Source organism: Paracoccus isoporae, from assembly GCF_900101865.1.
Lineage (GTDB): Bacteria > Pseudomonadota > Alphaproteobacteria > Rhodobacterales > Rhodobacteraceae > Paracoccus > Paracoccus isoporae.
The window spans coordinates 73283-96505 of sequence record NZ_FNAH01000007.1 but is presented as its reverse complement, the minus strand read 5'-3'; the positions used below and the strand labels follow the sequence as shown (position 1 = coordinate 96505).

The 23223-nt window shown below is 66.6% G+C and carries 20 protein-coding genes; 9 read left to right on the top strand and 11 right to left on the bottom strand.

The features are described 5' to 3' along the window. The first annotated feature begins 304 nt into the window (after positions 1–304). From BLT73_RS11895 to BLT73_RS11885, 3 genes are read left to right on the top strand one after another with little or no spacing between them, the layout of a single operon-like run. On the top strand, positions 305–1147 hold the full coding sequence (locus BLT73_RS11895) for an SMP-30/gluconolactonase/LRE family protein (RefSeq protein WP_090524101.1): 843 nt from the start codon (positions 305–307) through the stop codon (positions 1145–1147). Continuing rightward, positions 1144–2046 carry a 2-dehydro-3-deoxygalactonokinase gene (locus BLT73_RS11890; RefSeq protein WP_245727310.1) on the top strand — a complete coding sequence of 301 codons (903 nt, stop codon included), beginning with the start codon at positions 1144–1146 and terminating at the stop codon, positions 2044–2046. The genes BLT73_RS11895 and BLT73_RS11890 overlap by 4 nt, the downstream gene beginning before the upstream one ends. Next, positions 2043–2648 carry a 2-dehydro-3-deoxy-6-phosphogalactonate aldolase gene (locus BLT73_RS11885; RefSeq protein WP_090524238.1) on the top strand — a complete coding sequence of 202 codons (606 nt, stop codon included), beginning with the start codon at positions 2043–2045 and terminating at the stop codon, positions 2646–2648. Before BLT73_RS11890 ends, BLT73_RS11885 begins: the two co-directional genes overlap by 4 nt. 53 nt (positions 2649–2701) lie before the next feature. Here BLT73_RS11885 and BLT73_RS11880 read toward each other — a convergent pair whose 3' ends face one another. The 6 genes from BLT73_RS11880 to araD form a co-directional block, all read right to left on the bottom strand. Then, on the bottom strand, positions 2702–3628 hold the full coding sequence (locus BLT73_RS11880; RefSeq protein WP_090524099.1) for a DMT family transporter: 927 nt from the start codon (positions 3626–3628) through the stop codon (positions 2702–2704). 261 nt (positions 3629–3889) lie between these two features. After that, positions 3890–4954 (bottom strand): DNA topoisomerase IB, encoded by a 1065-nt coding sequence (locus BLT73_RS11875; protein ID WP_090524098.1) that lies wholly within the window; start codon positions 4952–4954, stop codon positions 3890–3892. Positions 4955–5019: 65 nt separating this feature from the next. Next, positions 5020–5964, bottom strand: a complete 945-nt coding sequence (locus BLT73_RS11870; RefSeq protein ID WP_245727308.1) for a 2-hydroxyacid dehydrogenase — start codon at positions 5962–5964, stop codon at positions 5020–5022. A 68-nt stretch (positions 5965–6032) separates the two neighbouring features. Then, a complete protein-coding gene (locus BLT73_RS11865) occupies positions 6033–6743 on the bottom strand; it encodes a ribonuclease activity regulator RraA (protein WP_090524094.1) in 711 nt (236 codons plus the stop codon). Between the two features lie 14 nt (positions 6744–6757). Further along, positions 6758–8272 (bottom strand): aldehyde dehydrogenase (NADP(+)), encoded by a 1515-nt coding sequence (locus BLT73_RS11860; protein WP_090524092.1) that lies wholly within the window; start codon positions 8270–8272, stop codon positions 6758–6760. Positions 8273–8350: 78 nt separating this feature from the next. Beyond that, positions 8351–10093: an L-arabinonate dehydratase gene (gene araD, locus BLT73_RS11855; protein WP_218132535.1), complete on the bottom strand. Its 1743-nt coding sequence runs from the start codon at positions 10091–10093 to the stop codon at positions 8351–8353. Between the two features lie 231 nt (positions 10094–10324). Between araD and BLT73_RS11850 the strand changes: the two genes are divergently transcribed. From BLT73_RS11850 to BLT73_RS11835, 4 genes are all read left to right on the top strand, one after another. Continuing rightward, positions 10325–11383, top strand: coding sequence for a type 2 periplasmic-binding domain-containing protein (locus tag BLT73_RS11850; protein WP_176805069.1), 1059 nt, complete (start codon positions 10325–10327; stop codon positions 11381–11383). Positions 11384–11461: 78 nt separating this feature from the next. Beyond that, positions 11462–11881, top strand: a complete 420-nt coding sequence (locus BLT73_RS11845) for a tripartite tricarboxylate transporter TctB family protein (RefSeq protein ID WP_176805067.1) — start codon at positions 11462–11464, stop codon at positions 11879–11881. 12 nt (positions 11882–11893) lie between these two features. Further along, positions 11894–13402, top strand: a complete 1509-nt coding sequence (locus BLT73_RS11840) for a tripartite tricarboxylate transporter permease (protein WP_090524089.1) — start codon at positions 11894–11896, stop codon at positions 13400–13402. A 44-nt stretch (positions 13403–13446) separates the two neighbouring features. Continuing rightward, positions 13447–14484, top strand: coding sequence for a LacI family DNA-binding transcriptional regulator (locus tag BLT73_RS11835; protein ID WP_245727306.1), 1038 nt, complete (start codon positions 13447–13449; stop codon positions 14482–14484). Positions 14485–14589: 105 nt separating this feature from the next. On the opposite strand, the gene BLT73_RS11830 is transcribed toward BLT73_RS11835, so the two are convergent. Beyond that, positions 14590–15450, bottom strand: a complete 861-nt coding sequence (locus tag BLT73_RS11830) for an SMP-30/gluconolactonase/LRE family protein (RefSeq protein ID WP_090524088.1) — start codon at positions 15448–15450, stop codon at positions 14590–14592. Between the two features lie 79 nt (positions 15451–15529). Here BLT73_RS11830 and BLT73_RS11825 point away from each other — a divergent pair, with 79 nt between their 5' ends. After that, entirely contained in the window at positions 15530–16258 is a 729-nt protein-coding gene (locus BLT73_RS11825) for a FadR/GntR family transcriptional regulator (RefSeq protein ID WP_090524086.1), read from the top strand. On the opposite strand, the gene BLT73_RS11820 is transcribed toward BLT73_RS11825, so the two are convergent. Next, the gene (locus tag BLT73_RS11820; RefSeq protein ID WP_176805065.1) at positions 16255–17052 is read right to left on the bottom strand and encodes an NAD-dependent epimerase/dehydratase family protein; all 798 of its coding nucleotides are present in this window, start codon (positions 17050–17052) and stop codon (positions 16255–16257) included. The genes BLT73_RS11825 and BLT73_RS11820 overlap by 4 nt on opposite strands. A gap of 448 nt (positions 17053–17500) precedes the next feature. Here BLT73_RS11820 and BLT73_RS11815 point away from each other — a divergent pair, with 448 nt between their 5' ends. Then, the gene (locus tag BLT73_RS11815) at positions 17501–18400 is read left to right on the top strand and encodes a dihydrodipicolinate synthase family protein (protein WP_090524082.1); all 900 of its coding nucleotides are present in this window, start codon (positions 17501–17503) and stop codon (positions 18398–18400) included. Between the two features lie 63 nt (positions 18401–18463). Here BLT73_RS11815 and BLT73_RS11810 read toward each other — a convergent pair whose 3' ends face one another. The 3 genes from BLT73_RS11810 to BLT73_RS11800 all read right to left on the bottom strand — a co-directional run bounded on the left by BLT73_RS11810 (position 18464) and on the right by BLT73_RS11800 (position 23104). Next, on the bottom strand, positions 18464–20773 hold the full coding sequence (locus tag BLT73_RS11810) for a PIG-L family deacetylase (RefSeq protein WP_090524080.1): 2310 nt from the start codon (positions 20771–20773) through the stop codon (positions 18464–18466). Between the two features lie 208 nt (positions 20774–20981). After that, positions 20982–21716, bottom strand: a complete 735-nt coding sequence (locus tag BLT73_RS11805; protein ID WP_090524078.1) for a COG3904 family protein — start codon at positions 21714–21716, stop codon at positions 20982–20984. A 2-nt stretch (positions 21717–21718) separates the two neighbouring features. Beyond that, complete coding sequence (locus BLT73_RS11800; RefSeq protein WP_090524077.1) at positions 21719–23104, bottom strand: hypothetical protein; 1386 nt, start codon at positions 23102–23104, stop codon at positions 21719–21721. Positions 23105–23223 lie beyond the last annotated feature (119 nt).

The window sequence follows — 23223 nt, the reverse complement described above, 5'->3', positions numbered from 1 at the left end:
AGCGGGCCAAGCGGGGCCACGGCCATGTCGTCCGCCCCGGCCATGCTGACGATCCTGCGGCATTCGTCTGACCGCGGCTCCGTTCGAGGCCGCCCATGCGGAGGCCGCGGCGCAGGGCGGGCGGGCGGACCGCTAGGCCGGCGGAGATTGCCTGCGCCGCAGTCTTCATCATCCCGGGCGCGACCCCATTCATGGTCGCCGCCTGCCTGGTGCTAGATGGCGGGCTGAGCATGTTGCAGCATGGCCCGACCGGGTGCATTCTCGGCACCGGCGAGACCCGCACCCGAGCTGGAGGAAAGACCGCATGACAGTTTTCGACGACCGGATCTGCACTTTGGGCGAAGGTCCGATCTGGCACCCCGAACGGCGGCAGTTCTTCTGGTTCGACATTCTCGGCCAGCGACTGCTGTCGCGCGACGCGCAGGGCCAGCGGGAATGGCGCTTCGACCGGATCGCTTCGGCCGCCGGCTGGGTGGATCGCGACCGGATGCTGGTGGCGACCGAGACCGATCTGTCGGTGCTGGATTTGCGCGATGGCAGCCTGCGCCATGTCGTCGATCTGGAGGCCGACCGGCCGGAGACGCGCTGCAATGACGGGCGCGCCGACCGCCGGGGCGGGTTCTGGATCGGGACGATGGGCAAGCAGGGACAGCGAAAGCTGGGCAGCATCTATCGCTACTTCGGCGGAGAGCTGCGCCGTCTCGTGGGCGATATCACCACAACCAACGCGATCTGCTTCGCCCCGGACGGGCGCACCGCCTTTTACGCAGACACGCCGGAACAGACCATCTGGTCGCAAAGGCTGGACGCAGAGGGATGGCCCGACGGCGCGCCTGTTGTCTTCCTGGATCTGCGGGATGCCGGGCTGAAGCCGGACGGGGCCGTGGTCGATGCCGAGGGCGCGCTCTGCGTGGCCTGCTGGGGTGCGGGGACGGTGATCCGCTTTGCGCCGGACGGGCGCGAACTGGACCGGGTGACGGTCGCGGGACGCCACAGCTCCTGCCCCGCGCTTGGCGGGGCCGATCTGCGTGACATGCTGGTGACGACGGCCACCGAGGGCATGGAGGATCCCGGCCCGGATGAGGGTCTGACCTATCTGGTCCGCGCCGCTGCCCCCGGCCTGCCGGAACCGCAGGTGCGGCTGTGAGCGGGGCGGATGCCGACTGGATCGCCGCAGATTGGGGCAGCTCGAACCTGCGGGTCTGGGCGATGCGCGGATCGGAGATGCTGGAGGCGCGCGGCTCTGACCGGGGCATGGGCGCGCTGTCGGCCCCGGCGGATTTCGCGGCCGAGCTGGACCGGATCACCGAAGGCTGGCCCGACGTGACGGTGATCGCCTGCGGCATGGTCGGCGCCCGGCAGGGCTGGGTCGAGGTGCCTTATGCCAGCACGCCCTGCCCGGCCATCCCGGCCCTGACCGAAGTGCCCGACACGCAAGGCGCGCGCCGGGTGCGCATCGCGGGAGGGGTCATGCAGACCGATCCCCCCGATGTGATGCGCGGCGAGGAGACGCAGATTGCGGGCGTGCTGGCCGCCTCGCCCGATTTCGACGGGGTGATCTGCCTGCCCGGCACGCACACGAAATGGGCGCGCATCTCGGCCGGCGAGATCGTGCATTTCCAGACCGTGATGACCGGAGAGATCTTCGCCCTGCTGGCGCGGCAATCCGTGCTGCGGCACAGCCTGGGCGACGCCGAGACCGACCCGCAATCTGAGGCATTTGCGGACGCGCTTGCGACCGCGCTCAGCCAGCCGCATCAGGCCTGGGCGCGGCTGTTCCGCCTGCGCGCCGCCGGGCTGGTGGCAGAGGGAGATCCGGCCGCAACCGTGGCCCGGCTGTCCGGCACGCTGATCGGGCTGGATCTGGGGGCGGCCCGCGCCCATTGGCTGGGCCAGCAGGTGCTGATCATCGGCGCATCCAGGCTGGCCAGGCTTTACGAGGCCGCGTTGAAACTCCAGGGTGTCGCCCCGATCATCGGCGATGCCGACACCGCAACCCGCGCCGGGCTTCTGGCCGCATGGCGCAAGACCGGAGCCAGGCCATGACCCGCCCCATCATCGCCATTCTGCGCGGCATCACCCCGGCGGACGCCCTGCCCGTCGCCCGCTCGCTGATCGAGGCCGGCGTGACCCAGATCGAGGTGCCGCTGAATTCTCCCGACGCCTATGACAGCATCGCGGAGATGCTGGTCGAATATGGCGACCGGGCCAGGATCGGCGCGGGCACCGTGCTGCGCGTGGCAGAGGTGGAGCGCCTGGCCGGTCTCGGCGCGAAGCTGATCGTGTCGCCCAACTGCAATCCCGAGGTGATCCGCGCCACCGTCGCGGCCGGGATGGAAAGCTGGCCGGGCATCATGACGCCGACCGAAGCCTTCGCCGCGCTCGACGCCGGGGCGAGGGGGCTGAAGCTGTTTCCCGGAGAGTTGATCGGGCCTAACGGGCTGAAAGCGATGAGTGCGGTGCTGCCCGCAGGCACGGCCTGCTACGCGGTGGGCGGGGTGAATGCCGACACGCTGCCCGCATGGCGGCAGGCCGGCGCGGCGGGGATCGGCGTGGGATCGGGGATCTACCGGCCCGGCGACAGCGCCGAGACGGTGGCCTCGCGCGCCGCCGAACTGGTGCGGCTATGGGATGCGGGCGCAGGCTAGACGACGAAGCCCGCCCGCAATGTGACCGTCCGAGCCGCGCCTGAGCCGCGTCTTCAGGGCGTCATCGCCTTGCGCTGCCGGTCACGCTCCAGCCCCAGTTGCCGCTCGCGCCAGATGATGAGCATCCCGGCCAGGATCACCAGCGACGCCCCGCCCAGCATGGTCGGGGTCGCGACCTCGTCGAACATGAACCAGCCGATGGCGACGGAGAGCAGCATCGAGACATATTCGAAGGGCGCGATCAGCGACGCCTCCCCGAAGCGATAGGAGGAGGTCAGGAAGATCTGCCCGATTCCGCCCAACAACCCAGTCGCGACCAGAAGTGCCCCGGTCTGCGGATCGGGCATGACCCAGCCGAAGGGCAGCGTCAGCAGCCCCAGCACCGACGCGGTCACGGAAAACCAGAATACGATGGCCGAGGTGCGTTCTTCCTGCACCATCTTGCGGATGAAGACCTGCGCCAATGCGGCACAGGCCGCCCCGCTCAGCGCCAGAACCGCGCCGAGGGTGCGGGCCGTGTCCGGCGCACCTGCCCCCAGCCCGAGCTGCGGCGACAGCACCACCAGGACCCCGGTCAGGCCAAGTGCCACCATGCTGAGCCGGAACAGCCGCACATTCTCGCCCAGAAACATCGCCGCGAAGATCACCACCAGCAGCGGCGCGGCATAGCCTATGGCGATGGCCTCGGGGAAGGCCAGCAGGCCGAGCGCCCAGAAATTGCAGCCCATCGCCGCCGACCCCGCGATCCCGCGATAGAAATGCCCCATCGGGCGATGGGTTCGCAGCCCGACCGACAGCTCCCCACGCCAGACCAGCCACATCAGGATGACCGGGATCGCGAAAAAGGAGCGGAAAAAGACCTGCTGACCCGGCGGCACGCCGAGCCCGCCATCAGAGGTCGCCTTGACGATGGCGGCCATGACCGTGAACACGGTCACGCTGCAGCATTTCAGCAGGATGCCTCTGATCGGGCCGTCCATGAGCGGGGCTTTCCAGCGATGTGCCTTGGCGGATGCGCGGCCGGATGACCGCTGCCAACTGCCTATGCCGCGATCCGAGGCGGGTCAAGGACGCACGGTCGAACCGACGGCAATGCGTTGTTTTTCATGTCGTTTCAGACACAACGAGCCGGATTTCGGCCCGCGTGGCCCATAGCGTGGACCGCTGCCGGATCAGACCGCCTCACGTCCGCGCTGTCACACGTACTCTACCCGATTGGCTCGCAAGGGGCGGCCCTGCCCCTACGTCTTCAGCCGTGCCTTGAGGAATTTCAGCACCTGCTTCTCCTCATGCCGCAGGGCCGGTTTCTTCAGATCGTCGTCGATCTTCTCACGAAGCTCCAGCTTCAGCTCCTGCGCCATATAGGCGTCGATGATCTGCGGATGGACATAGCATTTCCGGCATATCGCGGGGGTGTTTCCCAAATGCGCGGCGACCTCCTCGATGGCGTCGCGGACATTGGCCTTGGCCGCGGATTCGCTGTCGGCACGCTCGTATTCGGACAGGGCGAGCGCGGCGAGAACCGTTCCGGTCCAGGTGCGAAAATCCTTGGCCGTGACCTCGCGCCCCGACACTTCGCGCAGATAGTCGTTCACGTCGCCCGAGTCGATTTCCCGCCGCTCGCCATCCTCGTCGAGATACTGGAACAGATGCTGGCCGGGTATGTCCTGCGCCGCGCGCACGATCTTCGCCACGCGGGCATTGCGGATATCCAGGTTCCATTCCTTGCCGCCCTTGCCCTTGAAGCGGAACTGCACCTCCGATCCGTCGAATGTCACATGCTTGTCGCGCAGCGTGGTCAGCCCGTGGGACTTGTTCTCTTTCGCGTAATCCGCATTGCCGACCCGGATCATGGTGTTTTCCAGCAGCCAGACGATGGTGGCCAGCACCTTCTCTGCCGGCAATCCGCGCCTGCCCATATCCTTGCGCACCCGTGCACGGATCTTCGGCAGGGCGGCGGCGAAATCCAGCATGTGGTCGTATTTGGCGGAATCGCGGATCTCGCGGAAATCTGGATGATAGCGATATTGCTTGCGTCCCTTGGCGTCGCGGCCCGTCGCGAGGATATGGCCGCGCGGATCGGGACAGATCCACACATCCTCATAGGCCGGCGGGATGGCCAGTGCAGCCAGCCGCTTTCGCTCCGCCTTGTCGCGGATCGTGCGCCCCTTGGCGTCGCGATAGGAGAATCCCTTGCCGGCGCGCACCCGGCTGATCCCCGGCATGTCGTCATTGACATAGACGAGGCCCGCGGTTTCGGCGGCATCCTCCGGGTCGATGATCGGCGTGGATTGATCCTTTGGCATGGCGGCGGTCCGAGGCATCTGGCGTCAACGGAAGAAACGCAGCACCGGCCCGACAAGTTGCGCGGTTAGATTGCCACCTCTGACAGCAATGCGCGGCCCTGCGCGAAGGCCAGCAGGTTGTCCACGGCCATTTGCGACATCGCCGCCCGCGCCTCTTCCGTCCCCGAGGCGTGATGCGGAAACAGCGTGACATTTTCCAGTGCCGTCAGTCGCGCGTCAATCTCCGGCTCGTTCTCATAGACATCCAGCCCGGCCCGCCCGAGCGTGCCGCTCTGCAGCGCTTCGATCAGCGCCTCCTCATCCACCACCGATCCCCGCGCGATGTTGATGAACAGCCCGTCCGGGCCGAGCGCCTCGATCACCTGGCGCGAGATCAGCCCGGCCGTGTCCGGCCCGCCCGCCACGGTCGCCACCAGCACATCGCTCTTGGCGGCCAGCGTTGCCAGCTCCGGCTCATACCGCCATGGCACGTCCTTCGCCGCGCGGTTCCAGTAGCTGACCTCCATGCGCAGGGCCGAAGCGCGTTCGGCCACGGCGGATCCCAGCGAGCCCATGCCCACGATGCCCAGCCGACGGCCCGAAACGGTTTTCTGCAACGGGTACATGCCGTCACGCGCCCAGGCCCCGCTGCGAACATACCCATCCGCCGCGACCAGAGAGCGCTGCGCGGCCAAGATCAGCATGATCGCGGTGTCCGCCACATCGTCGCGCAGCGCGGGCGAGGCATTGGTCAGCCGGATGCCGCGCGCCGCCATCTCCGCCACCGGCAGCCCGTCGAAACCGGCGGTGGGCAGGCTGACCAGTTCCAGCTTCGGCATGTCGGCCAGCATCCCGGCGGTGAAATGGCTATGGCCCGTCGCCAGAACGGCACGGCAATCCGCGCCGTGCTCCGCCACGAAGCGGGCGGCATCATCGGCCTCCCAGCAGCGCCGCAGGTCAAAATGGTCCTCTAGCTGCGCCATCGCCGTGGATCGCAGCCTGGCAATGGCCATCAGTGCCGGTTTACCCATGTCTCAGCCCCCGATCCTGCGCGCCCCGCCCGGCCGGTCGCGGCCGGGGCGCAATCCACGCGCGGCAATCAGCGGCCGTTCCGCGTCCGCCACGCCTCGAAAGCCTGGCGATTTTCGTCCTGTGTGCAAGGGTAGAGCCCGATGATCGCGGCACCCTCCTTGACGCGCTCGACGACGAAATCCTCGTAGGCGGTCATCTCGACGGCCTCCTCGGCGACCTCATCGGCGATCTCGGCCGGGATGACGATGACGCAATCCGCGTCGCCCACGACGATGTCACCGGGAAAGACCGGCGCATCGCCGCAGCCAATGGGCTCGTTGATCGCGATGGCTTCGTTATTGGTCAGGTTGGTGGGGCTGGAGGGCCGGGTGTGATAGGCTGGCATGTCCAACTCGGCAATCACCGCGGCATCGCGAAATCCGCCATCGGTGACCACCCCCGCGCCGCCGCGCTTCATCAGCCTGGTGATGAGGATATCCCCCGCCGATGCGGCATTGGCCTGCTTGCGGCTGTCCATGACCAGCACCGCGCCCTCCGGGCAGGTCTCAATCGCCACGCGCTGCGGATGTTCGGGGTCGCGGAACGCGGCCAGCGTGTTGCGATCCTCGCGCGCCGGCATGTAGCGCAGGGTGAAGGCGGGGCCGACCATGTTGCGGCCCTTCCAGCCCAGAGGGTGGACGCCCTGGATGACCTGGTTGCGCAGCCCGCGCTTGTAGAGCGCCGTGGCCAGCGTGGCGACGGAGACACCCATCAGCCTGTCTCGGGTTTGCTGTTTCATGCTCAACCCTCCCGTCACGCAAGATCATCGGGCAGAACGCCCGTGGGGATGTTCTGGAAGCTGACCGGGCGCAGGAAGCGGCGAATGGACAGCGTGCCGACGGAGGTGGCGCCGAAATTGGTGCTGGCCGGGAATGGGCCGCCATGGACCATCGCATCGGCCACCTCGACGCCGGTCGGGAAGCCGTTGGCCAGCACCCGGCCCGCCTTGCGTTCGAGAATCGGCAGCAGCTTCCGGGCGGTCTCGGTGTCGCCCTCGTCCATCTGGATGGTCGCGGTGAGCTGGCCCTCGAAGCCCTTTGCCAGGTTCAGCATCTCCTCGATGCCGCCGACCCGGATTACCAGACCCAGCGGGCCGAAGACCTCCTCGCCGAGCGCATGATCCTGCAGGTAGTTCTCGGCGCTCGTCTCATAGAGATTCGGGTTCGCCTCGCGGCCCTCGCTGTTGGTGCTCAGGATCGGGGTGACGCTGTTGCGCGTCTCGAACCGGTCCTGCCCGTCGCGATAGGCCTTGGCGATGCCGTCGGTCAGCATGACCTGCGGGCCGACCTCCTTCAGCGCATCGGCGGCGGCCTGCACGAAGGCGTCACCCTCGGCCCCGGTTTCGACCACGGCAATGCCCGGATTGGTGCAGAACTGCCCCGCCCCCATGGTCAGCGAGCCGGCCCAGCCTTTGCCGATCTCCGCGCCGCGCGCCTTGACGGCCTCGGGCAGCACGAACATCGGGTTGACGCTGCCCAGTTCGCCATAGAACGGGATCGGCTCGTCGCGCTGCGCGCAGAGATCGAACAGCGCCCTGCCCCCGCCGAGCGAGCCGGTGAAGCCCACCGCCTTGATCAGCGGATGCTGGACGAGCGCCTGGCCCACCTCGCGATTGCCGCCCTGGATCAGACTGAACACGCCCGCCGGCATGCCGGTCTTACCCACCGCCGCCTTGATCGCCTCGGCCACGATCTCGCCGGTGCCGGGATGGGCGGAATGGCCCTTGACCACCACCGGGCAGCCCGCCGCGAGCGCCGCCGCCGTGTCCCCGCCCGCGACCGAGAAGGCCAGCGGGAAATTCGACGCCCCGAACACCGCGACCGGCCCGATGGGCCGCTGGATCATGCGCAGATCCGGGCGCGGCAGGGGCTGGCGGTCGGGCAACGCCGCGTCGTGGCGCCGGTCGAGGTAATCGCCCTTGCGGATATGCTCGGCGAACAGCCGCAACTGGCCGGTGGTGCGGCCCCGCTCGCCTTCCAGACGCGCCTCGGGCAGCCCGGTCTCCTGCGTGCCGATTTCGGTGATCTGCGCGCCGCGCGCCTCGATCTCGTCGGCAATCGCATCTAGGAAGGCCGCGCGGTCCGCACGCGAGCTGTAACCGTAGGACCAGAACGCCTCTTCCGCCGCCTCGCAGGCGCGGTCCACCAGATCGACCGTGCCGACTGAAAACTCGTGTGACGGGCCATGCGCCGGCTCCGACGAGAACATCGCGTCGCCGGACACCCACTCGCCCGAAACCAAATGCTTGCCGTGGGGGGTGAAACTCATGTCTTTACCTCGGATCTGTTCATGTCATTCCGCGCAGGCGCAACGCATTCGCGCCTGCGATGTTTCGTGCTTGCCGGATCAGAAAATATCCGGCTCTCCGGCGGATTTGCCGAAATCGCGCTGAAGATAATCGAAATCGCAGCCCTTGTCGGCCTGGCTGACATGTTGCGAGAACATCCAGCCATAGCCCCGGTCGAAACGCGGCTGCGGCGCCTGCCACGCCGACCGGCGGCGTTCGAGCTCCGCGTCATCCACCAACATGTCCAGCCTCCGGTTCGGCACATCCAGCCGCACAATATCACCGGTCTGCAGCAGCGCCAGCGGGCCGCCGATGAAGCTTTCCGGGGCCACATGCAGCACGCAGGCCCCGTAGGACGTGCCCGACATGCGCGCATCGGAGATCCGCAGCATGTCGCGATGGCCCTGCTTGATCAGCGCCTTCGGGATCGGCAGCATCCCCCATTCGGGGAATCCAGGCCCGCCCTGCGGCCCGGCATTGCGCAGCACCATCACATGGTCCGGCGTGATCTCCAGATCCTCGTCATCCACCGCTTTCTTCATCTCGGGATAGCTGTCGAAGACGAGCGCCGGACCTTCATGGACATAGAATCTCGGGTCGCAGGCGGCTGGCTTGATGACCGCGCCATCGGGGCAGAGATTGCCGCGCAACACCGCCAGCGAACCCTGATGATAGACCGGGTTGGACAGCGGCCGGATCACGTCGTCATTATAGACCTCGGCCCCGGCGAATCCCTCGGCCAAGCTGCGTCCGGTCACGGTCAGCGCGCTGCCGTCCAGCTTCTCGGAAAGCTGCGTCATCAGCGCGCGCAAACCGCCAGCATAGAAGAAATCTTCCATCAGATAGTCCTTCCCAGAGGGCCGCACATTGCAGATCATCGGGGTCTCGCGGCTGAGCGCATCCAGATCGTCCAGCGTCAGATCGACGCCCGCGCGCCGCGCCATCGCGATCAGATGCACGACCGCATTGGTCGAGCATCCCGTCGCCATCGCCACGATCACCGCGTTGCGCACGGCGGCGTCGGTCACGATCCGGTCAGGCGTCAGATCCTCCCACACCATCTCGACGATGCGCCGCCCGCAATCGCTGCCAAGCCGCTGATGGCCCGCATCCGCCGCCGGGATCGAGGATGCGCCGGGAAGCGACAGGCCGAGCGCCTCGGTGATCGAGGTCATGGTGCTGGCCGTGCCCATGGTCATGCAGGTGCCGACCGAACGCGCGATGCCGCCCTGCACGCCCAGCCATTCCTCGTCGGTGATGTTGCCGGCGCGGCGCTCATCCCAGTATTTCCAGGCATCCGAACCGGAGCCGAGGATCTTGCCGGCGTAGTGGCCTCGCAGCATGGGCCCGGCCGGCAGGAAGATCGCCGGCACCCCGGCGGTAATCGCCCCCATCACCAGCCCAGGCGTGGTCTTGTCGCAGCCACCCATCAGCACCACCCCGTCCAGCGGGTGCGACCGGATCATCTCCTCCGTCTCCATCGCCAGCATGTTGCGATACAGCATGGAGGTCGGCTTGGTGAAACTTTCATCGACCGAGAGCGTCGGCATCTCGACCGGGAATCCGCCCGCTTGCAGCACGCCGCGCTTCACATCTTTCACCCGCTCGGGGAAGTGGCCGTGGCATGAATTCAGCTCCGACCAGGTATTCATGATGCCGATGATCGGCTTGCCCAGAAACTCCTCTTCCGAATAGCCGAGCTGCATCATCCGCGAGCGGTGCCCGAAGCTGCGCAGATCGTCGGGCGCGAACCACCGGGCGCTTCTCAACTGGTCGGGGGTGATGCCTCCGTCGCGTGCCATCGCGGACCTCCTTGGATGCTGCACAGGCTTTATGAATGCGTATACATCCAGATTTGTCAATGCGATTACCCATAATAATTTCCGCCTAGCAGTCAAATAAAGCCACACTTGACAGGCGGCAGTGATTCGTGTTGCCGTAGCATGTATGCGCATTCATGCGCGTCCGGGCCGGAGGAGCCTCCCGGACAATGGAAGCTTTCGAGCCGTTCGACACGGCTCAGGGGGAACGAGATGAAGCTGACCCGCAGAACCATCATGGCGCTTGCCGCCTGCTCGACCGCGCTGATCGCGCAGCCTTTCGCCGCATCGGCACAGGATCTGCCACGCAATGTCCGCATGGTGATCGGATCGAACTCGACCGGCGGCGACACCTATCAGGCGGCCTCGATCGTGGCCGACGCCCTGGCCGAAGAGCTGGGGATCAACATTAAGGTGGACGCGGTCGGCCCGTCCGAAGCCTTCAAGGCCGTGGGTCGCGACAGCCGCGGCACCACCATCATGCTGCATCACGACCAGTCCTATCTGGCCAATCTTTACGGGGTGCCCGGCAACCCGGATCCGTTCGAGGGCTATGTCGTCGGCCCGACCCTGACCATCAATCCCGGCAACGCCTATCTGGTGCCGAAGAATTCGCCCTATCAGAGCATGGATGACGTGCTGCAGGCCGCCGGGGATGGCGAGCGTGTGCGGGTGGCCATCCAGCCCGGCGGGGTGTCGGAGATCGGGTTCACGGCAATGCGCAATGCCGCGCGCATGGCCTCGCCCGGATCGGAGGAGAACATCGTCGCGGTGAATACCGGCTCTCAATCCGACAAGAACCAGGCCATGTTCGACGGGCTGGCCGATGTCATCAACGGCTCGATCCAGGCCAACGAGCAATTCGCCGAGCTGCCCGAGGACGACCAGAAGGCCATGCGCTTCCTGTGGATCACCGCGACGCAGGAGGCCCTGGAACAGGGGCCGGAGGCCGGGGTCGGCAATCTGACCCGCGAGGACATGATGCAATACGCGGCTCCCGCGACCACCGTGCCGATGTCGGAATCGGAGCCCTTCACCTTCGATAAGGAATTTTTCCTGATCTATAATCAGGAGATGGATCCGGCGCAGATGGAGACGATCGACACGGCGCTGGCAACGGTGTTCGAGAACGAGGAGCTTAACCAGCGTCTGCTGGATGCGTTCTTCATCCCCGACTACCGCCCGATGGAGGAGGCCGCGGCGCATCTTCAGCAGAAGCGCGACGACTACGCCACGGTGATCGAATCGCTGAAGGCGCCCGCCGCCCAGTGACGATTGCTTGCCGGGGCTGCAATGCGCGGCCCCGGCAAGCTTCAGCATGTGACCTGTTGTTTTCCGGGAGGGGGCGCGATGTCCGAATTGCTGCGCGTGACGGTGGATTTCGACCGCTCGCATCTGATTTTTCCGACGCTGATCGGCGGGATCCTCATCCTGCTCGGCCTGGCCATCCTGCTGACCCACCGCCGCGCGATCACCGGCGCGGGCGCGATGTGGGCCGAGACGCTTGCGGGCATGGACAAGATCCGATTCTTCGGCACGCTGGTGCTGACCATCGTCTATTTCCTGCTGATGGTGCCGGTGGGCAATCTCTGGCCCAATACTGGGCTGGGATTCCTGATCTGCTCGATCCCCTTCGTGGCGCTGATCGGCATCCTCTACATGCATGAGCGCGATGCGCGCGGCCTGGTGCCGATGCTGATTGTGTCGGTCGTGGCCCCGACCATTGTCTGGTGGCTGTTCACCTATGTCTTCGCGCTGACCCTGCCATAAGGAGCCGCGATCATGGCCATTTTCGAATTCCTGACCCCGATGTTCGTGTTCCTGATCTTTGCGGGCACGCTGGTGGGCATCATTTTCGGCGCGATCCCCGGCATGACCGCCACCATGGCGGTCGCGGTGTGCCTGCCGCTGACCTATTCGCTGGGCCTCGATAACGGGCTGGCGCTGCTGCTCGGCCTTTATGTCGGCGGCATCTCGGGCGGGCTGGTTCCGGCGATCCTGCTGGGCATTCCGGGCACGCCGTCGTCGATCACCACGACCTTCGACGGCTACCCCATGGCGCAGCGCGGGGAGGGCGAGAAGGCGCTGCGCATCGGCATCGTCGCCTCGCTGATCGGCGGCCTCGTGTCGCTGGCCGCCCTGTTCTTCTTCGCGCCGGCCCTGGCCGAATTCGCGATCAAGTTCTCCTATGTCGAGAAATTCCTCATCATCTTCTTTGCGCTGACCGTGATGGCGGCGCTGTCCGAAGACATGCTGCTGGGGATCTTCTCGGGCTTTCTGGGAATCTTCATCAGCCTGATCGGCGTCTATGACGTGACCGATGGCGGCAACGGGCAATACCGTCTGATCCCGCCCGGCACGGAATACTGGCTGGAATCGGGATTCTCGCTTCTGCCGGTGCTGATCGGGCTGTTCGGACTGGCCACGATCCTTGAAGGGGCCGAGGCCGGCATGCCGAAGGGACAGTCGCTCAAGGATATCGAGGTCGGCGCGCATTCCCGATTTTCCTGGTCGGTCTTCAAGGGCCAGGTCGCAAACCTGCTGCGCTCCTCCGGCATCGGGACATTCGTCGGCATCCTGCCGGGTGTCGGCGGATCGGCGGCCTCGATCCTGTCCTATACGGCGACCAAGACCTCGTCCAAGAACCCGGACAGCTTCGGCAAGGGCAACCCGGCCGGGATCATGGCGTCGGAGGCGGGCAATAACGGGCTGACCGGGGGCGCATTGGTGCCGCTTCTGTCGCTGGGGATACCGGGCGATTCCACCACCGCGCTGCTGATCGGGGCATTCACGCTTCAGGGCATCCAGGTCGGACCGCTGTTCATCGGCAACAACCCGATGACATGGGACTCGATGATCTTCGCCATGCTGATCGCTAATATCTTCATGTTCGGCATCATGTATTTCGCCATTCGCTGGCTGGCGATGGTCGTGGCGGTGCCCAAGCATATCCTGTTCCCGGTCATCCTGATGATGTGCGTCATCGGGGCCTATACGATCAATTACGGGATCATGTTCGATGTCTGGACGCTGCTGATCTTCGGGATCTTCGGCTGGCTGATGGTCAAGCTGCGGCTGGAAGTGGCACCGTTCATCATCGGCTTCATCCTCGGCCCCTCGGCAGAGATCTATTTCGTGAAATCGCTGGAAAGCTTCGGCACGCTGTCGATCTTCTTCACGAAAAGCTGGATCGCCATGCTGCTCTGGGTGCTGATCCTGGGCTCCGTGATCGGCTCCGCCCTTCTGGCGCGGCGCAAGTCGCGCGAGCGCGCCGCCGGCACGTCTGGCTGACAAGGGTTGCGGGCCGCGATCCGGCCCGCCATCATGCCAAGGCCATGAACGCGAACGCAAAACCCGCCAAGCCCCGCAGCCCGGCCAGGGGTGCCGTCACCATGACTACGGTTGGCCGCATGGCCGGGGTCTCGCAGGTGACGGTGTCGCGCGCGCTCTCCGATCCCGACAAGGTCTCGCCCGACACGCTGCGCCGGATCCGCGAGGCGATCGAGGCGACGGGCTATGTGCCCAATGCGGTGGCGGGCGCGCTCGCCTCGCGGCGAAGCAGGCTCATCACCGCCCTCGTGCCGTCGATCACCAATATCGTCTATTCCAGCCTGCTGCACGGGTTTGCAGAGATCATGCGCCAGCATGGCTACCAGATCATGACCTCGGAAATCGGCTTCGACCCCGCCCGCGAGCAGGAGACGATCATCGCTCATCTCAGCCGGCGGCCGGACGGCATCCTGCTGACCGGAATCCACCACACGCCGGAGGCGCGGCGGATGCTGATCGGGTCCGGCATTCCGGTGGTCGAGATCTGGGACATCTCCGAGACGCCGATCGATTGTTGCGTCGGGTTCTCCCATGCCGAGGTCGGTCGCCAGGTGGCGGAATTCGCCGTCGGCGCGGGCTATGCACAAGCGGCGACGGTGACGGCCGGTGACATTCGGGCACAGCGGCGCCGGGACAGTTTCATCGACCGCTACCAAGCGCTGACCGGCAGCAAGGTGACGCGGATCGACTATCCCGCCGGCACCGCCACGCTCGGCCAGGGCCGCGACGCCTTGGCCGCGTTGATCGACCGTCAGGGTTTCGCGGCGGGCGTGGTGTTCTGCAGCTCCGATCAGTTCGCCCACGGCATCCTGACCGAGGCGACGACGCGGGGGCTGGATGTGCCCGGCCGGATCGCCGTCATCGGATTCGGAGACCAAGTCTTCGCCGCCCGCACCCACCCGGCCATGACGACCATCCGGGTGGATCGCGACGCACTTGGCAAGGAAGCCGCCAACGCGCTGCTGCAGCGTTTTCGCGACGACGCTGTGGGGCCGGCCTCCATCGATGTCGGGTTTTCCCTGATCCGGCGGGAGTCGGCCTGAGGACATCGATCACCGACATGAAAATGGCGACCGGCCATGCGGTTGCCGCGCCCATGCACCGAATCCTGGCCGGCCCGGAGCATCATGGCGCGGGCGTCCGGATGTTCAGCGCAGGTCGAATCGCGGCTCGGGCAGGCCGGTGACGCCGGGGCTCAGCGCCATCAGCGCGCCGCCATGTTCCGACGGGTCCGTTTCGCCAAGCGAGGTGACGTAAAGCACATCCAGATCCGGCCCGCCGAAGCAGCATTTGGTGGGCTTCTGCACAGGCAGCGCGATCTCGCGCGCGACCCTGCCATCGGGCGCGATCCGCAGCAGTCGGCCGCCGTCAATGGCCGCCGACCAGTAGAACCCATCCGCATCGACGCAGCCCCCATCTGGCCGCCCCGGCAAGCCCGCCGTGTCGAAGAACACGCGCCGGTCGGACAGCCCGCCCTGCCCGTCCATATCGAACGCCCAGATCCGGCGGACCTCCGACCAGCTATCCGAGAGATACAGCGTCCTGCCATCGGGGCTGACGGCGAGCCCGTTCGAGACATGCAGCCCGTCCAGAACCTTGTGCACGCTCAGATCAGTGTCCAGCCGGTACAGCGCGCCACGGGGCTGACCGTCGGGCTCGGCCTTCATCGTGCCGAACCAGAACCTGCCGTCACGGCCCATCGCCGCGTCGTTGGGGCGGTTCTCGGGCCGATCCGCCTCCGGCGCGGCGATCCGGTCCATCGCGCCGGTCTCGGGCGCGAAGCGGAACAGCCCGTCTGCCAGCCCCAGCACGAGGTCGTCGCCCTCGGTCAGCGCGATGCAGGCCACCGCGCGGCCCATCGGCCAGGCCGTGTCTTCGCCGGTTGCCGGATCGAACCGATGCAGCACCCCCGCCCCGATATCGACCCAGAACAGGACCTGACGGCGGTCGCACCAGACCGGGGATTCCCCGACCGACGCATGGGCATCCAGCACGATGCTCACTGACATGATTGCTTTACCTCGCGTGATGATTGACAAATTTCAGGCTATCAGGCTTACTTATTGACAAATCATCGCATGAGTCAGCATGATCACCCCCCCGCCGGATATTGGCGTCTCGGTCGCGCCGCTGCGCAAGAAGCGCCTCTCGGACGAGATCTACGCCCAGATCCTGCTCCAGCTTTCGACAGGTCAATACAAGGTCGGGGACCGCCTTCCCACGGAAAAGGAAATGGCCTCGACCTATGATGTATCGCGCCCGGTCGTGCGCGAGGCGCTGCAGCATCTTTCCAATGACGGGCTGATCGACGCAAGGCGCGGATCGGGCACGTTCGTCAGCCGGCTGCCGCCCCATGAGATGGCGCATCACACCGACGATGCCCGCATCGCCCAGTATATGCGCGCCTACGAGGTGCGTCGCGGGCTGGAGGTGGAGGCTGCGCGGCTGGCGGCGCTGCGCATCGACCAGAACCACCGCCGCCGCATCGCGCACGCGCTGAGCGTGATGGAGGACACGATGCGCGGCGGCGAGGACGCGCTTGAGGCGGATTTCCAGTTTCACCTGGAAGTCGCGCGCGCCACCGAAAACGACCTGTTCGAGAAACAGCTCATGTTCCTGCGCCCCGACATGTTGGGCACGATGCGGATCGCGTCGATGATCACCATCAAGCGGTCGGATAATCGCAAGGAAAAGGTCATTCAGGAGCATCGCGACATCTTTCAGGCCATCAGCGCCGGCGACTCGGAGCTGGCCAAGCTGTATATGGGCTATCACCTCATCAGCGTGCGCAACCGGATCATCGACCAGGCCAACTAGTCGCGGCTGAGCGGCAGATCGGGGAACTCGCCGCCCTGAAGGCGATGCTCCGTCTGGTCGATCTCCTCCGCCAAGAAATCCTGCGGCTTGTCGCGCGGTGTGTATCCCAGCCGCAAGGCATTGCGATTATCCCAGAAACTGTCGTCATTGTCAGAAATGCCGTAAACCACCTCGTGCCGGTAATCGGCGGTCAGTCCGGTCTCGATCATGCGAAGGAAATCGGCATGCGACTGGAAGGTCTTGAGATGCCGCCGCGCGGTGACCTGCGCGAAGCAGGAGCCGATCCGCATGCAGAAGGACCGCACCGGCGTCTTTACCGCGTAGAGCGCGCCGAGTTGTTCGCCGAACGCCTTCGTCAGCCCGTATCGGCTGTCCGGGCGCGGCGCGGCCGTGTCATCAATGCGCTGCTCGACCGGATACATCCCCACCGCATGGTTGGAACTGGCAAACAGGATCCGGTCGGTGCCATGCGCAAAGGCCGCATCCCAGAGATGCGCGGTGGCCGCAAGGTTGGACGGGATCAGTGACGCCCAGTCACTTTCGCCCGAGATGCCGGACAGATGGATCACCGCGTCCATATCTTCGACGAGATCGAAGATGACATCGCGTTCGCTGATCGGGGTCTGGACGATCTCGGCTCCTTCCACCTCCTCCATCGGGTTGATGTCTGCCATCCGCAGCCCGGCGAGATCGCCACGCCGCAGCATCCGGCCCAGATGGCGCGCGGCCACCTGCCCCAACCCGCCCGCGGCCCCGGTCAGAAGTATCTTCTGCGGATACACGCTGTCTTTCATCGCCTGGCCCTCTCTCCGGTTGGTCAATGCCGCGTCCATGCTGCCGCACCCGCTGCGATCCCCGCAAGAAGGGAGCTTAAAAGCAAACTTATAGGACAAATTGAGACCTCGACGCCAGTCGACTTGGCAGGCGGCGGCTGGATGGAGGCAAGGATATATGCGATATTCTTTATTAACCGCAGTATCTTAGAATTAATTATTTAGGCTTCTAGCTAGTTCGGACATTCACTTCACACGAGGAAATAACGGAGAATAAGCAAATTATCTTGGCTTTTCTCCAAAGTTCCTGATATTTCCCGCGGTGTTCGCCGTGGGACGCGAGCCTCTGGTCTGCGAGGGGTCCGAGCATGTCGCGGGTCTCAGATCGCGGCCGGACGGCATTGTCCCTGGCAGGTTGCGCTTCCAATGGAGGCAATCTCGGAAAAGGTAAGATTTTGAGGAGAACGACATGACACGCACCCTTGACGACGCATTGACCGGAATTTCCGGCATTCTTGTCACCCCCTATGACGCGGGCGGAGAGATCGCGCCAGACCGGCTTGCGCCAATCATCGATCACGCGCTCGGCGCCGGGCTGCATATGCCGGTGGTGAACGGCAATACCGGCGAGTTCTACGCGCTGACCACGGACGAGGCCTGCGACATGGCCGGGGCGGTCTGCGACATGGTCGGCGACCGCGCCCCGGTGCTGGCCGGAGTGGGACGCGGCATTCGCGACGCGGTGCGGCTGGCGCGGCGCTCGGCCGATGCCGGTGCGGCCGCGCTGATGATCCATCAGCCGCCCGATCCCTTCGTAGCACCTCGCGGCGTGGTCGATTACCTGCACGCCATCGCCGATGCCTCGGGCGGGCTGCCGATGATGCTCTATCTGCGCAACGACACGATCGGCACCGCGGCGATTGCCGATCTATGCGCCGTGCCGGGGGTCAAAGGGGTGAAATGGGCGACGCCGAACCCGATGAAGCTGGCCGATGCCAAGGGCGCCTGCGATCCCGCGATCGTCTGGGTCGGCGGTCTGGCCGAAGTCTGGGCGCCCAGCTTCTATGCGGTCGGCGCGCGCGGCTTTACCTCCGGGCTCATCAATGTCTGGCCGGAACGCTCCGTCGCGATCCATGCCGCGCTCGAGGCGGGCGATTACGGCCAGGCCAATGCGCTGATCGAGGAAATGCGCGGCTTCGAGGATATCCGGGCCGAGGAGCATAACGGCACCAATGTCACCGGGGTGAAGGCCGCCCTGCAGGCGATGGGGCGCGATTGCGGGCCGACCCGCCCGCCCTCGGCCTGGCCGCTGACCGAGGCGCAGAGCCGGAAGATGCAGGGCTTTTTGTCGCGGAACGGGCTGGTGTAACCGCCCCCGCATGGCGCGCCGGGGTGGCTGGCAGGGGCGGAAAACGGACAGCCCGCCCGCGCGCTACCAGGCCGAGATCAGGTTGGCGAAGATGCGAAATGCGCCGGGGATCCCCGCATCCATCTGGCGCGGCAGCGACAGCACGCAATGGCTGTGCCGCCCCTGGCCGATCCGCGCCGAGAGCACCGCGCCGCGTTGCGCGGTGCCGCGTTCATCCGACAGCTCGATCAGCGGTTCATAGGCCGCATCCCATTCCTGCGCGAAGTTCTGGCCGCGATGGCTGACCCATCCCGCCCAATCCTCTGCCGTGATCCGGTTCGGGCCGGTCAGCAGCGAATGATCGGACGAAAGCAGCGTGACCGGCCCCGCCGGATCCACCGCGCAGCCTCGCGCCGGCGCGGTCCCGATGCGCAGCGGCAGAGGCGCGATGCCGGCCCCGTTCCAGGCCTCGGCCCGGTGTTCCAGGCTCAGAAGATAGCCGCCCCGCGCCACGAAATCGCGCAGCGCGGCAGGGTCGAGCCCGCGCCGCGCCGCGGCATCGACCCCCAGAAGAACTGCATCGAGGTCCGACAGATCGACCCGCCCACCCATCTCCACCTCTCGCGCGTCCGCGCCCAGGCGTTGCAGCCATAACCCAGCGCGATCCCGACCGGCGATCACGCCGATCCGGCCAAGCGGGCGCGCGCAATCGAGCGACAACACGCGAAGCATGGCCGGCGCGGCCATCCCGGCCCCGTGTCCGTCCGGCAGGGCAAGCTGCGTCTCGGAGAATCCCGGTGCGCCGTCCGCGGCCCGCCCGCGCAGAAGCTGGTGACCGGGCGGGCTGCCCTCCGGCCAGCTCAGCGTGACCTCGTCCCCCGTCTGCGAAAGCGTGATCCCGGCGCTGCCGGTCAGGCCGGACCCTGGCGGCGAGACCTGCACCATGGCGCTGCGGGCATGCGGGGTCAGCAGCACCTCTGCGGGGGTAAAGGACACAAGCGGAGAGGGCGCGATGCACAGATCCGGGATGGCGGGAACCGGGATGGTCAGCCGCTGGCTGCGCAGATCGAAACTGACATCGGCGCGCAGCACCGCCCGGCATCCATGCGGCGACCAGAAGGGGCGGAAATTCGGGGTCGGCGCCGCGCCGGGCGCAGTGGAGATGCGCTGTTCGCTGATTGTCGCGCCCGCGGGCAGATGGAACTCGATATCGCTGATCCGGGTGGCGATGCCCGGCTCCATCTGCAGGCGCAGATCGGCCGAGCCGCCCGCCTCCAGCCGGTGCGGGCTGACCGAGAGATAGGGCCTGAGCCCAATCGCCTCGGATATGGCGAGGGCGATCTCCTGGCGCTTCTGGCTGATGCAGTGGCCGTGAAACCGGGCGCAATTCCGGGTGATCTGGCGGTCCGCCTCGCGCAGCGCGGTGTCGGCGCGCAGCAGATGCGGCACGACGGCCTCGGCATCCGGGAACTGCGCGAGCGCCGCCGCCACATGCTCCGCCGCGTCATAGAGCATCGGCAGATCGACACAATCATCCGCGAGGCCGACGAGATCGGATGCAAGCCCCTCGGCCATGTCGCCCTCGCGCATCGCGCCGAGGCGGTGCAGATCCCAGCTTCGGCGTGGCGCGGCCGGCCAGCGGCCGAGACCCTGCGACGCGTGGCGCGCGCGCGACCATTCACCGATCCGCTCGAACGGCACGCCGGTCACCCGATCGCGCCGCGCCGCCTCGACCGTCAGCGTGGGGACGGGACCATCGCCCGTGCCGCCCGGCCGCGCCGGCAGATACAGCTTGGAGACTTGCCAGGCCGGCAGATCGCTGCCCGGCACGTCGCCCAGATCGGCCATCGGATCGGCCGCAAGCGCCATCGCGGCCTCGGCGATCGGGGCCATGGCGCGGTGATGGCCAGGCGTGCCGGGGATGTCGGCATGAGAGAGCAGCACGATGTCCGGGCGATAGATCCGATATCCCCCGGCCAGCCGACGGATCACCAGATCGCCTCGCCAGCGTCGCAATGTCTCCTCGCCATCACGGGAGTAACCGAAATCATGCACCGGATCGGACATGCCGTAGCCGAGCCAGAGAAGATGCGAATCCAGCACCTTCGCCGCCGCCTCCATCTCCGTCGTACGGATCAGTCCGAGCGCATCGCCGCTTTCCACCCCGCACAGGTTCTCGCCGCTTTCGCCGCGCGTGGCGCAGGCGATGACGAGGCGCATCCCCAGCCCGTGCCGCAGCCAGGCCAGGAGCCCGCTGAGTTCGTCGCCGGGACGGGCGGTCACATTCATCACGGTCAGGGTGGATTTCAGCCGCGCAAGCGCCCGCGACAGGCGCAGGAGCATCGGGCTGTCCTCATCCCGCATCAACCGCGTGGAATCGGAAATCACCGCCATCAATCCGCCTCAGCCCCTAGTCCTGCCGGAGTTTACGCAGAGAAAACCGTTCTGCAACAATCGATTGCACCAACGCCGCCCCGCCCGACAAGCTTGCGGGGTTCGGTGAAACGAACCGCCGTATTCCGGCATCACGGACCGGAAATGGGCCTTTCAGTTCATATTTGCAACCGATTTTTGCAGCCGCGCGGCGATGCGCGCCGATCTGTCAGGCGGGGTCCGCGCCCGCATCTGTTGTCAGTTTCAGCGCCGTCATTTCGGCGCTGTCGAGCAAGTGAATGTCTTCGGGCGGGGTGCGCAGCGCATAGCTCATCAGCCGCAGATCCACGCCCATCTCGCCAAGGTAATCCATCACGCTGGCCTGCGCCCGCTGGACATCGCGCACCGCCATGAAGGCAGGCAGCAGCGTGTTCTTGCCGAAGAAATGCTGGTGGACGCCGACCACCGCGCCCTCGCTGGCCGAACGGTTCACCCCTCCGGCAAGGATATAGGGGCAAGCGGAAAGGCAGACCGAGCCGTCCGCCACCTCCGTATCCAGCCGCGCCGCGCGGATGGTCCGGCCGATGGCGAGCGCATCGGCCACCGAGCCGCCCGAGGAATCGAGCCAGATAAGGGTCTCGGCTGGGCGGTTTTCATCGAACCAGCGGGCGAAACGGTCCGCATCGCCGCCTGCGATCTGCCCGGACAGCCGGATCGCGCCGCCCACGATCGAGAAGTCCAGTTCACTCGACATTGGCCGCATGGCCGGGGCGCCGGGCTCTGCCGGGCCCAGGTCGGGGCGATAGGGGCGCACGCTGGGTCCGTCCGTCGGCGGGGCGAACATCCCCGGCGCGGCGGTGCCGCGACTGTCGCGCAGATCCATCCAGACGATGGCACCGGCCAGCACGACCTGAGACAGCAGCACCAGCCGGATCGCCGCGCCGGGAGAGGAGAGCAGCCCCATCCTCACCGCTCCGGGCCGAGCGGGCGGCCATCCGCGCCCTCATCCGCCTGGGGTGAAGGTGCTGGCGGCGCTATCGGGGGAGCGGGAGCGGCGTCGCGCCCGTTGCGGGACGCCGTGACATCCGGCACGTGTGCTTGCCGTCCCGCGCGCCGGGCGGGCGAAGCCGATTGCTCCTCATATTCTCGCAGGATCTCGGCCGCGGCCAGGGCAGCGCGCAGCTCGCCCACGGTCATGCGGTCATCGCTGTGATGCACCCCGCGTCCGCCCCGGATCGCCGCCTGGATCACCATGATGATGAAGACCAGCACCGCCGGCAGCAGGTCGATGGAAATCGCGCCCGCCCAGGCCGGCACGAAATTCCCCGCATAGACGATCACCGCATCCGCGGCCGACATGGGTGTATAGACGGCTTCATCGGGAGGCGGCAGCGCCTCGACCTCCGCCGCGGCGGTCGAGAGCGTGTTGGCTCGCTGCGCGACCAGCGTCAGGACAGAGTTGATCGTATTGTACTGGCCCTGCTGGATAGCGGCGGTCGAACCGTCGAGTTCCGGCAGCACCACCGCCTCGGCCAGATCGTTCGCGGCCCGCGATACGAGCTGCGCGGGATTAAGCTGGCGAAGCTGGGTAATCAACCCGGCCAGTTCCACCGCGTCTTCCGAAAACTGCACGGTGCGGTCGGACAGCGCGCCCGGCCCCACCGTGGTGCCGCGCATCTGCGACAGGATGGCGTTGCCCTGCGCGAATGTGGCCTCGATCGGTCCCTCGACCTCGTTGAGCTGGGTTTCGAGCGCCTCCAGCTCGGCGCTTTTCTGGATCAGCACCCGGAACACCGCGCCCCGACCGGAAAATCCCGACAGCGTGCCGCCGGCCTCCTGCTCGGACAGATCGCTGAAGCTTTGCCGGACGCGGGCCACGTCGCGCGACAGGGACTGACCGGCCACCGCGTTGGAATGGGCGCGTTCCAGCGACGCCTGGTAATGCTGAACGGTCGTCGCCATATGCGTCTCGACCGCCGCACCGCCCGCCAGGGCCGCCGCGTTCAGCCAGGACGAAATGGCGACGATGGCGACGCTGCCCAGAACCATTGCCAGCAACAGCCCGACGCGGGAGGCAGCACTTCGCACGGCGGGCAGCAGCCGCAGCATGTAGGACCAGAACACGAAGATCCCGACCGAGACGGCGATGGAATAGGCAAGCGCCGCGAAGGTCGTCCACATCCCCGGATCATCCAGCAGCGTGCGCACACCCAGATAGGTATAGATCCCCGATGCCGCCGACAGCACCCCGAGCGCGGTCGAGGTGAAGGTGTCCAGCCAGTCGAGATGCCGCTCCAGCTCCCGCGCATAGCGGTCCCCGGCGCGTTCCGTCTGCGTGTTGGGTTCGGTCATGGCGGCCTCGCTGTCAGGTCGGATCGGGGACAGGCTAGCAGCGCGTCCGGTTCGGTGCGGCATGTTTCAGCAAAGACCGGCACTTGTCGATGCCGCCGCGGCCGGAACCGGATCACGCT